Consider the following 10337-nt stretch of genomic DNA (forward strand, 5'->3'; position numbering starts at 1 on the left):
CTGCAACCGGGTGCGGCTGACCTGCACCGGCACGCTGTACATGTGCCTGGGCCAGGAGGACGCCGCCGACCTGCGCACGCCGTTGCGCCTGGGCGACAACGCGGCGCTGGCGGATGCCGTCCGTACCGCCATCCGGCGCAAGCCGCGGGGACATGATTTCACCGTTGGCCGCGCTGGCGCGGTACGACGCTTCATCAACGTGACGGGCGGCTGACCGGCGCGCCCGGCAGCCCACGCAGGAGACGGTTATGGGAAGCTTCAGTCTGATGCACTGGATCGTGGTGCTGGCGATCGTTCTTCTGCTCTTCGGAGCGAGCAAACTGCCCACGGTCATGGGCGACGTGGCGAAGGGCATGAAGGCCTTCAAGGCCGGCCTCAAGGACGAGCCCGCCGCCGGTCCGCCGGCATCTGATAGGATCACCGGCCCCAACGCCGGCTAAGGCAGCGGCGGCCCGGCTTCCGACGATGTGAACGCGGATGTCCGGAGTACGGCCGGACGAAAGCGACCTTGATCTACCGGCGAACCGACAATCTCCGAGCCATTGAGCTCCAGCTCTGCCATACTAAGCTGGAGAGCACAGTTCGCTATCTGGGGATCGAGATCGAGGATGCTTTGGCACTGGCCGAGCAGACCGAGATTTGAAGAGTAATGGGGAAGTGGCCCTCAGCAACGGGGGCACTTCCCGGCTTGTCCTAACTCAATGCTGCCCTGAACAAGAACCCAAGGCGATCCGGTGCCGAAGCCGCGACACCGTTCACGCGCCGGACTCAGCCACCACTTCCACGGTGTAGCGGAGCCACACCATGCCGCCCTCCAGGGTCTCGGTACCGATGTGCCGAAGCGACCGGCCGGCAGCGGGGCGTTCATCGACATGCCCGACGTATTCGAAGATGCTGGGCACGCCAGCCACACCGTCAATGCCGGGGTACACGAGCAGGCTGATCTCGTCGATCAGTCCGGCCTTGAGAAAGGCGCCATTGGTCACGCCGCCGCCCTCAAGAAGGATGGTCCTGATATCGAAGGCCTTGCCGAGGGTGTCCATGGCCCTGTGCAGGTCTCGTCCGTCCGCTCCGGCGAACAGGTACGAAACGCCATCCTCGCGCAGCTCGGCAAGATAGTCGTCCGAAACCTGTTCGCCGAGAACCGCCACGATATGGTCCCCTCCGGCATTGTCCTGGCCGTAATGCAGCCGGCCATGCGGATCGATGGCAACGGCAACAGCATGGCCCTTGCGTTCGGCGATGTGGGTGTCGCGCACGCCGTTCCCGGCAAAGCCTGGAGTGCGCGCCTTTCCCTTGGCGTAGGCCTCCATGGTCTTGCGACCGACGATCCAGCCGTCCGCATTCAATCGCGCCGCCACCTGATCGTAATGCCCGAGCAGGGCACCCGAATCGACGCCGGCCGCCGGCGAGGACCACCGATCCACCAGCAAGCGGCCGTCGATGGAACTGACCATGTGACAGATAACCTTCGGGCGCATCTCAGCTTGTTCCTTTGACACGAACCACAAGCGGACGGCGGATCGTGCACCAGCCGCCCGCCTGTGCCGGGGTTGCGTTTTAACCGGCTCGAAGCAGCCTGCGTCGTTTATTTCAGGTACTGGTCGTCAGTGACCTTCTCCATCCAGTCGACGTTCTTGCCATCGGCCATGTTGGTGATGGCGATGTGGCTCATGCCGTTGGTCGCGGTCGCTCCATGCCAGTGCTTCACGCCCGGCGGCGTCCAGATCACGTCGCCCGGCCTGATCTCCCGCTTGGTGCCGCCTTCCTCCTGCACCCATCCGGTCCCGTTGGTGATGATGAGGACTTGGCCGGCCGGATGGGTATGCCACGCAGAGCGCGCGCCCGGCTCGAAGGTGACGAGGCCACCCGACGACGACGTCTGGCCGTTGGCCGGATACAGAGGATCCACGACGACGGACCCGGTGAAAAACTGAGCCGATCCCTTCGCCGAAGGCCGCGAACCGTTCGGTGAAATCACCGTGCTTTCCGCGAACGCCGGTGCCGCGCTGGCGAGACTGAGCGTGAGGGTAGTTGCGATGAGCCGTTTCATGGTCGCTCTTCTCTGCGTTTATGTGGTTCCGAAGCGGGTCTTCGACAGCGGCAGGCTGCGGACGCGCTGCCCGGTCAGTGCCGCGACGGCGTTGGCCACCGCTGGCGGCACGCCGGGCAGGCCCGGCTCGCCGATGCCGCCCATGGGGGCGCCGCTCTCGACGATGCGCACGTGCACGCGCGGCATGCGGTCGGGCGGCAGGATGGGGTAGCCGTCGAAGTTGCGCGCCTGGGGAAGGCCGTCGGCATAGACCACCTGCTCCAGCAGCGCCGAGGACAGGCCGAGCGCGACGGCCGAATTCACCTGCGCTTTGATGATCGCCGGGTTCACGATGCGGCCGGGGTCGATCGCCACCCAGACGTCGTGCACCGCCACGGCGCCGTCCTTCACCGAGACCTCGGCGATGGTCGCCACCTCGCTGCCGAAAGGCGAGGCCATGGCCACGCCGCGGGCGCGCCGGCTGCCGTCGGCCGCGGTGAAGGGTCCGCGCCTCCAGCCGCCCGAGAGATCGCCCACCGCCTCCAGCAGCGCCTTGTGGCGCGGCTTGTCGGCCAGCAGCCGCAGGCGCAGCGCGTACGGGTCCTGCCGGCCGGCATCGGCCATCTCGTCGAAGAACGTCTCGTAGAAGAAGTCGTTCATCGAATGCCCGACCGAGCGCCAGAAGCCGAGGATGGCCGGGTGCGGCAGCGGGACATGCGCGACGCGGCGGTTGGCGATGGCGTAGGACTTCCCGGCGATGCCCTCCACCGCCGAGGAATCCGCGGCGTCGGGCTTGCGGCCGAACCAGCGGCCGGTCGGCCCCTCGCCCACGGCCTCGGCCTCCAGCGCCACGGGCAGCCCCTGCGCGTCGAGCCCGGCGCGAAAGCGCGCCAGCCCCATGGGGCGCAACGCGTCGCGCAGGAACTCCTCCTCGCGGCTCCAGATCAGCTTCACCGGGCGGCCCACCGCCTTGGACAGCAGGATCGCCTGTGGGAAGGGGTTGGCGGTCTCGTAGAGGAAATGCCGGCCGAAGAACCCGCCGAGCATGGGCGAGTGGATGGTCACCTTCTCCGGCGCGACGCCGGCGACGGCCGCGGCGGCGCGCTGGAACATCTCTGGCGCCTGGTTGGGCAGCCAGAGGTCGAGCGTGCCGTCGGCGTTCCAGCGCGCGAGCGCCGAGGGCGGTTCCAGCTGGCCGTGCGCCAGATAGGGGGCGTCGTAGGTCGCCTCGACCATCCGAGCGGCACCCCGCAGAGCCGAGGCGGGATCGCCGTGGGTCTCGGCGGCGATGCCCGGGCCGGGAGCGGCGACCAGCGCGGTGCGCATCCCCTCGGATGAGAAGTCGGCGGGCATGGCGTTGCGGGTGCCGGGGGCGGGGGCGGTCCAGTTGACCTGCAATGCCTCCACCGCGCGGCGCGCGCGCCACCAGCGGTCGGCAAGCACCGCCACGGCGCCCGGTAGGCGGTGGATAGAGTGCACCCCCGGCATGGCCTTCACCTCCGCCTCGTTGGCGAAGGCGCTTGGCTCGCCGCCCAGGCGCGGGGCATGCTGCACCGCGGCCTGCAACATGCCGTCGACCGCGAGGTCGATGGTGTAGACGGCCTTGCCGGTGGCCTTGTCGCGCACGTCCAGCCGGGCGACCGGCTTGCCGATCCAGCGGAAATCCGTCTCCGCCCGCAGCGGCACGGTCTCCGGCGCCGGCAGCGCAGCAGCCTCGGCGGCGAGCGCACCGTAGTCGAGCACGCAGCCGGACGCGGCGTGGCGCACGCGGCCCGGTTCGGTGGACAGGCTCGCCACCGGCACGCCCAAGCGGGCGGATGCCGCCTGCAACAGCATCTGCCGCGCCGTCGCTCCCAGGCGGCGCATCGGCTCGTAGCTGCTTCGCACCGACTGGCTGCCGCCGGTGAAGCGCCGGCCGTTCACCAGCGCGTAGTCGGGACCGGGCGGCGCGCAGTCCACGGTGAAGCGGGTGGGATCGACGTCCAGTTCCTCACCGACGATCTGCGCCATGGCGGTGGCGACGCCCTGGCCGCCTTCGACGAAGGGGCTGCGCAGCAGCACGGAGCCGTCCGGGCGGATCTCCAGGAAAGCCGGCACGCGGGTGCCGGGCTTCACCGCGGGAGCAGCCGGGCCCTGGGCGCGGGCGATGCCGCCGGGCAGCGCCACGGCGAGCACCAGGGTGCCCAGCGAAGCCCCGAGGAAGCCGCGGCGGGACAGATTGGCCGGCCGCCCCTCGGGCAGCCGCTCGATATCGAGGATCTCGGGATTCATGCGGTCCATGGCCGTCTCCTCATCAACCCCGGGCGGCCTGCCGCACGGCGGCGGCGATGGCGTTGTAGGTGCCGCAGCGGCAGAGATTGACCATGGCGCCGGCGATGTCGGCGTCGCTGGGCTGCGGGCTCTGCGTCAGCAGGGCGCTGGCGGCCATGACCTGGCCCGACTGGCAGTAGCCGCATTGCGGCACCTGGTTTGCCACCCAGGCCTCCACCACGCGGCGGCCCACCGGGTCCTCGGCGATGGCCTCGATGGTGGTGACGGGGCGGCCCGCGACGCTCTCCACCGGGGCGACGCAGGAGCGCGTGGGCTGGCCGTCCACCAGCACGGTGCAGGCGCCGCACTGGGCCTTGCCGCAGCCGTACTTCGTACCGGTCAGGCCCAGTTCATCGCGGATTACCCAAAGCAAGGGGGTATCGGGCTCGGCGTCCACCCGGCGGGTGGTGCCGTTGATGATCAGCTCCATGCACATCTTCCTCGGGTCGGCCGTCTGCGCGGCGGTTGTCAGAATTCCTGGCTGGTGGGCCGGAACAGGATCTCGTTGATGTCCACGTCCTCCGGCTGGCTCATGGCGAAGGCCACCGCCCGTGCGAAGGAATCCCCGGGAATGGCGCGCTCGTAGGCCTTGCGCATGGTCTCCGCGACGTCGGGTTCGGTGATGCTGTCGGGCAGTTCGGTCGCGACCATGCCGGGCGAGATGATGGTGGTGCGGATGTTGTACGGCTTGACCTCCTGCCGGAGGCCTTCGGAGATGACGCGCACGGCGTGCTTCGTGGCGGCATAGACGGCACCGCCCGCCCGCACCTTGTGGCCGGCGACCGAGGAGACGTTGATGATGTGCCCGCCCTTCCGGGCCGTCATGTGCGGCAGCGCCGCGGCGATGCCGTACAGCACACCTTTGATGTTCACGTCGATCATCCGGTCCCAGTCCTCGATTTTCCCCCGTTCCAGGAGCGATTGCGGCATCAGGCCGGCATTGTTGATGATCACGTCGATGCGGCCATGGGTCTGGACGGCATGATCCACCAGACGCTTGACCTGCTCGTGGCTGGTCACGTCGGTCTGGACGACCGCGTCATCCCCCAGGGACAGCGCACGGGCGAGCGCCTGAAGCCTGTCCAGGCGCCGCGCGCCCAGCACCAGCTTGGCGCCATGCTGGGCGAGATGACGGGCAGCGGCCTCTCCGAGCCCGCTGCTGGCGCCGGTGATGACGACCACCTTGTTTTCGATGCCCTGCGTCATGGCTTGTCCTTTCCTGGTTTCGGCACCGTGCTTCCGGCCGACCGTCCATACCGCTCGAACCGATAGGCCAGCTCCGGCCCGTCACGCCCGCCGTACGCGAGCTGGGCGATGAGCATGGCGAAGGGCTCTGTGTAGCGCGCAACGCGCAGAGGCCCGGCGTCCACAGGCTCGAACCCCACGTCCGCGATCAGCGTGGCCGCAACGGCTTTGCTGCTCGCCTCATCCCCGCAGTAGACGAGGCTGGGTCTCGGGACTGCCGGCCGTGCCGCGAAGACGTCGAAGAACACCTCGCTCGGCACCGTCTGGAAGGCGGCAACAACGCGTGCCTGCGGAACCTTCCTTGCGAGTGTTTCCGCGCCGGACGTGGTGTGGGCGACGACGAGTTCGCTGTTCTCGGCGTTCAGTGGAACGCAGCACGTCAGCACGGTCCTACCCGATAGGTCGCCGGCTTGGCTCAACACCTCGTCCAAGCGGGACCAATGGACGGCGAGCAGCATCGCGTCCGTCCCCTGCGCGGCCTCGAACGGTGTGCCGGCACGTGCCGTCCCGCCGGCGCGGTGTGCCAAGTCCTGCAGCTTCTCCTGGCGGCGGGCATAGCTGAAGACCACCTCGTGCCCGGCGCGCGCAAAGAGCGTGCCGAGCTGGCCGCCCATCAATCCCGACCCGAGGATCCCAATCCGCATCGTCTCGATCCCTTATTCGGCCACGCCGCTGATGAGCGTTCCCGTTACTCCTCGACGCGTTCGATCGTCACGCGCACCGACCCGGGCGTGCTCAGAAGCTCGAGGCCGGAATGGATCTTGCCGAGCTTGATGAGGCCGCTCGAATAGTCGAAGTCCTTATGGAAAATCGCCAGATTGCCCCACGGCGCGTAGTAGGTGATGTCGCCGACCGACGGATCGATGCCCGCCGGCGCTCCTTCTCTGGTCAGCTTTCGTGGCAGGTAGCTGATCTTTTCCGTCGCTGCGTAATCTTCCAGCACCAGCGACATTGGCAGAAGGTTTGCGAAGTCCCTTGCCGTTGGATTGTTATCCAACGTGGCCGCGGTAGCTCTGTCGCCGATCTTGAAAACGATCTTCATGGAACGTGTCCGTTGATGAGAGCCCTCCCATGGCTTCGGCGGAAGGGGACGGGCGCCGCTGTCTTCGGCATGGGCGCCCGCGATGATGCCGCTCAGCACCATGGCGAGGGCCAGGGCGAGAGAGGCTGTCCGAATGTTCATGACGTCCTCCCGTGCGCCGGAGCCTCGGCACATGCCGATGCGCTACGCGCCGTACTGCTGGTCCGTCACCTTCTCCATCCAGTCCACGGCCTTGCCGTCGAGCTGCTCCTGGATGGCGATGTGCGCCATGAACGTGGTGGGCGACGCGCCGTGCCAGTGCTTCTCGCCGGGCGGAAACCAGACCACGTCGCCGGGACGGATCTCCTCGACGGGACCGCCCTCGCGCTGCACCCGGCCGCACCCGGCCGTGACGATCAGGGTCTGCCCCAGCGGATGGGTGTGCCATGCCGTCCGAGCGCCGGGCTCGAAGGTGACGCTGGCCGCCGTGGCGCGCGCCGGAGCGTTGGCCTGAAAGAGCGGGTCGATGCGAACCGTTCCGGTGAACCAGTCAGCCGGCCCCTTGGTGGACGGCTTCGAGCCAACACGTGTGATGTCCATGGTTTCGGTCCTCCGGTCATGGCCCCGTCCGGGGCTGCTGTTGAGCAACAAGGTAATCCACGCCGACACATGCGATTAGCGGCCCCAAGGCGCATGAGCCTATCGACTGGGCTCATGAATGCGACGCCCTCAGGTCGCAACCGGTGCCTTGAGGAGCCGTCCCGCAACCGTGGCGGCACCGAGCACGACCAACGCGCTGACGAGGAAAACCGAGCCCAGGCCGGCTCCGTCCGCTACCAGTCCCAATGCCGGGCTGGCGACGCCCAGCGCCAGATCGAGGAACGCCGTGTAGGCACCCATGGCGAGGCCGCGGCTCTCCGGCGGTGCGCGATGGACCGCCTCCACGCCGAGGCCGGGATAGACGAGCGAGTAGCCGAAGCCGGTGAGCACGGCTCCCACCAGGGCCAAGCCCGGCCGGGGCGCCAGCCAGATGAGCGCCTGGCCCGCCGCCTCGACCAGCACGCTGATCAACGCGACCCGGGCGCCGCCCAGCCGGTCCGGCAGATGGCCGAACAGCACGCGCGCCACGATGAAGGCGACGGCGAAGGCGCTGAAGGCGAGCCAGACCGGGCTCCACCCGCGGTCCACGAACAGCAGCGCGATGAAGGCGGTGATCGCACCGAAGCCGATGCTGCTCAGCGCCAAGCCAACACCCGGCACCCAGACCGCGCCGATCACCTTGGTGAACGCCGGGCGGGCACGCAGTTGCGGCGCCACCGGCCGGAGCGGTGCCACGATCAGCAGCGTCGCAAGCGGGACCAGCGTCGTCGCCAGCGCGATCGCTGTGAACCCAAAGCTCGCATACAGCGCTGTGCCGATCGGAGCGCCGAACGCGAAGGCGGCGTACATCGCCGTGCCAACCCAGGCCATGACCTTGCCGGCGTTCCGTGCATCGACGAGTGCCAGCCCCCAGCTGAGCGCCCCGGTGATGATGAAGCTCTCCGCCCCGCCAAGCAGCCCCCGGCCCAGGATCAGGATCGTGGCCGACAGCACGGGAGCCTCGGTGAAGCGGAGTGACAGGAGGTAGAGCAGCCCGGCCGCAGCAGCGCCCGCCAAGCCCACCACGACAGCGCGCTTGGCACCCCGGCTGTCGGCGTAATGGCCAGCCAACACCCGCGAGACGAGCGACGCCGCGAACTGGCTGCCGGCGACGAGGCCAACCGCGACGGTGCCGAGACCAAGGCCCTGGTGCACGTGCAGCGGCAGCACCGGCAAGGCGAGGCCGATGATCAGGAAGGCGATCAGGACCACCGCCATGATCGGCAGCAGCAGCACCATGACGCCAGGTGCAGCCGCGGTCGGGGAGGACGTGACAGACATCGTGAACCCTTGAAACCTTCGGACCGAGAGGTGCAGCCGCCCTATCGCGCGGACTTCATCTGATCGAACGTATGGACGAAGTCCTGCCGCTCCCGCGGCTTGTGGCAGGAGAAGCAGCGGTCCAGGGTCTCGTTGGTGTTCACGGACTTATCCGCATTGAACGCCTGGAACTCCCATTCGCCATTGCGCTTCTCGGGCGGGTAGTCGGCGCCCCAGCCCGTGCGCTTTTCCATCACGACGTAGCGGTAAAGCGCGCCATCCCTATAATCCACCAGAGTGATCACGGTGCCGCTCGGGATCGGATGCCCCTGCTTGACCGCGTCGATGGCCGCGCGGCTCGTGAAGATCTCTTCCCGGAGGTTGCCCCGGTTCACGACCGCGTAGCGCACGCCCTCGGCATAGGTCTCGGGGAACGTGACGAGTTCACTGCCTGCCTTGGCGTCCCAGGTGAGCGTCGCAGCCACGCTCAGAGTCAGCGCCGCCGCGACGGCGCGGATCGACTTCGCTTTCATGATGGTGTCTCCTTGGACCGATCCCGGCTTTGGAGGTGATCCTTGCTGCTGTGCCGGTGCGCGACTAGATGGCAAGTTCCGCATAGGCTTATGAGCGCCATTCATGAATGGCGCGCGGGAAGGTGGTAACGCGACGCCCCTGTTTGCGATAACGTTCCGGAAGTCGCTTGGCCCATGAGGAGGCCTCATCAATGCAGCGCGAGAACGTCCACGACCTCCTCGCCTTCCTGGCCGTCGCGCGGGAGCAGAGCTTCACCAAGGCGGCCGCCAAGCTCGGCGTGTCGCAGTCGGCCCTCAGCCACACCGTTCGCCAGCTCGAGGAACGGCTCGGCATCCGGTTGCTGACCCGCACCACGCGCAGCGTCTCCCCGACGGCCGCCGGCGATCGCCTGCTGCGGACCATCGGCCCCCGCTTCGATGAGATCGCGGCCGAACTCGAGGCTCTGAGCGAGTTCCGGGAGAAGCCGGCCGGCACCATCCGGATCACCGCCACCGACTACGCGATCGACGGCCTCCTCTGGCCGAAGCTGCAGATCTTCCTGCGCGCGTATCCGGACATCAAGGTCGAACTCATCAACGACTACGGCCTGTCCGACATCGTCGCCGAGCGCTATGACGCCGGTGTGCGTTTCGGCGAGCAGGTCGCCAAGGACATGATCTCGGTGCGCATCGGGCCCGACGTCCGCTTCGCGGTGGTCGGCGCGCCCTCCTATTTCGCCGGGCATCCGCCGCCGGAGACGCCGCAGGACCTGATCGGCCACACCTGCATCACCCTGAGGCTTCCCACCCACGGGGGCATCTATGCGTGGGAGTTCGAGAAGGACGGCCACGAACTGCGCGTGCGCGTGGACGGCCAGCTCGTCTTTAACAGCATCTTCCACATCCTCAACGCAGCGGTGGCCGGCTTCGGGCTCGCCCACATGCCCGAAGATCTGGCGAAGCCGCACGTCGAGGCAGGGCGCCTCCAGCGGGTGCTGGAAGACTGGTGCCCCTCCTGGTCTGGATACCACCTCTACTACCCGAGCCGCCGCCAATCCTCGCCGGCCTTCGCGCTGTTCGTCGATGCGCTGCGCCACCGCGGCACGTGAGAACCCACGGAGCGGCTGGGTGCGCCGTCAGCCGGGGCGCTTCTCGAACACCTCCTTGAACACGGGCAGCGCCGAAAAAGCGTTGGGCCAGCCGGCGTAGAAGGCGAGATGGGTGAGCGCCTCCGAGGCCTGCTCGCGCGTCAGGCCGTTGTCCATCGCCCGGTTGAGGTGGTAGGGGATCTGCGCGACCTGCCCCGAGGCGACCAGGG

General features: G+C 68.2%; 13 protein-coding genes and 2 pseudogenes. 4 read left to right on the plus strand and 11 right to left on the minus strand.

Annotated elements, in window-relative coordinates:
- From TSO221_RS26450 to TSO221_RS36970, 3 genes and pseudogenes are all read left to right on the plus strand, one after another.
- Positions 1 to 214 (plus strand): annotated as a pseudogene (locus TSO221_RS26450) (GTP 3',8-cyclase MoaA); the annotation flags it as partial.
- A 34-nt stretch (positions 215 to 248) separates the two neighbouring features.
- Complete coding sequence (locus tag TSO221_RS26455; RefSeq protein ID WP_109121509.1) at positions 249 to 440, plus strand: twin-arginine translocase TatA/TatE family subunit; 192 nt, start codon at positions 249 to 251, stop codon at positions 438 to 440.
- Positions 441 to 493: 53 nt separating this feature from the next.
- A pseudogene (locus TSO221_RS36970) lies at positions 494 to 643 on the plus strand (integrase); the annotation flags it as partial.
- Between the two features lie 112 nt (positions 644 to 755).
- Here TSO221_RS36970 and TSO221_RS26465 read toward each other — a convergent pair.
- The 10 genes from TSO221_RS26465 to TSO221_RS26510 all read right to left on the minus strand — a co-directional run bounded on the left by TSO221_RS26465 (position 756) and on the right by TSO221_RS26510 (position 9040).
- Positions 756 to 1481, minus strand: a complete 726-nt coding sequence (locus tag TSO221_RS26465) for a dihydrofolate reductase family protein (protein WP_109121510.1) — start codon at positions 1479 to 1481, stop codon at positions 756 to 758.
- A gap of 107 nt (positions 1482 to 1588) precedes the next feature.
- Positions 1589 to 2053 (minus strand): cupin domain-containing protein, encoded by a 465-nt coding sequence (locus TSO221_RS26470; RefSeq protein WP_109121511.1) that lies wholly within the window; start codon positions 2051 to 2053, stop codon positions 1589 to 1591.
- An 18-nt stretch (positions 2054 to 2071) separates the two neighbouring features.
- A complete protein-coding gene (locus tag TSO221_RS26475; protein ID WP_109121512.1) occupies positions 2072 to 4312 on the minus strand; it encodes a molybdopterin cofactor-binding domain-containing protein in 2241 nt (746 codons plus the stop codon).
- Positions 4313 to 4325: 13 nt separating this feature from the next.
- Positions 4326 to 4772 (minus strand): (2Fe-2S)-binding protein, encoded by a 447-nt coding sequence (locus tag TSO221_RS26480; RefSeq protein WP_109121513.1) that lies wholly within the window; start codon positions 4770 to 4772, stop codon positions 4326 to 4328.
- Positions 4773 to 4810: 38 nt separating this feature from the next.
- Positions 4811 to 5548, minus strand: coding sequence for an SDR family oxidoreductase (locus TSO221_RS26485; protein WP_109121514.1), 738 nt, complete (start codon positions 5546 to 5548; stop codon positions 4811 to 4813).
- Complete coding sequence (locus TSO221_RS26490) at positions 5545 to 6231, minus strand: NAD(P)-binding domain-containing protein (RefSeq protein ID WP_109121515.1); 687 nt, start codon at positions 6229 to 6231, stop codon at positions 5545 to 5547. The genes TSO221_RS26485 and TSO221_RS26490 overlap by 4 nt, the downstream gene beginning before the upstream one ends.
- A 44-nt stretch (positions 6232 to 6275) precedes the next feature.
- Positions 6276 to 6770 carry a cyclophilin-like fold protein gene (locus TSO221_RS26495; RefSeq protein ID WP_158284224.1) on the minus strand — a complete coding sequence of 165 codons (495 nt, stop codon included), beginning with the start codon at positions 6768 to 6770 and terminating at the stop codon, positions 6276 to 6278.
- Between the two features lie 42 nt (positions 6771 to 6812).
- Positions 6813 to 7208 (minus strand): cupin domain-containing protein, encoded by a 396-nt coding sequence (locus TSO221_RS26500; protein ID WP_109121517.1) that lies wholly within the window; start codon positions 7206 to 7208, stop codon positions 6813 to 6815.
- Positions 7209 to 7337: 129 nt separating this feature from the next.
- Complete coding sequence (locus tag TSO221_RS26505; RefSeq protein WP_109121518.1) at positions 7338 to 8528, minus strand: arabinose transporter; 1191 nt, start codon at positions 8526 to 8528, stop codon at positions 7338 to 7340.
- A 41-nt stretch (positions 8529 to 8569) separates the two neighbouring features.
- Positions 8570 to 9040, minus strand: coding sequence for a cytochrome P460 family protein (locus TSO221_RS26510; protein WP_158284225.1), 471 nt, complete (start codon positions 9038 to 9040; stop codon positions 8570 to 8572).
- A gap of 191 nt (positions 9041 to 9231) precedes the next feature.
- On the opposite strand from TSO221_RS26510, the gene TSO221_RS26515 reads away from it, so the two are divergent.
- Positions 9232 to 10128 carry a LysR family transcriptional regulator gene (locus TSO221_RS26515; protein ID WP_109121520.1) on the plus strand — a complete coding sequence of 299 codons (897 nt, stop codon included), beginning with the start codon at positions 9232 to 9234 and terminating at the stop codon, positions 10126 to 10128.
- A gap of 27 nt (positions 10129 to 10155) precedes the next feature.
- Here TSO221_RS26515 and TSO221_RS26520 read toward each other — a convergent pair.
- Positions 10156 to 10337: carboxymuconolactone decarboxylase family protein (locus tag TSO221_RS26520; protein WP_146208916.1), on the minus strand; the 182-nt coding region annotated here is incomplete at its 5' end.

It is taken from the genome of Azospirillum sp. TSO22-1 (genome assembly GCF_003116015.1).
GTDB lineage: Bacteria > Pseudomonadota > Alphaproteobacteria > Azospirillales > Azospirillaceae > Azospirillum.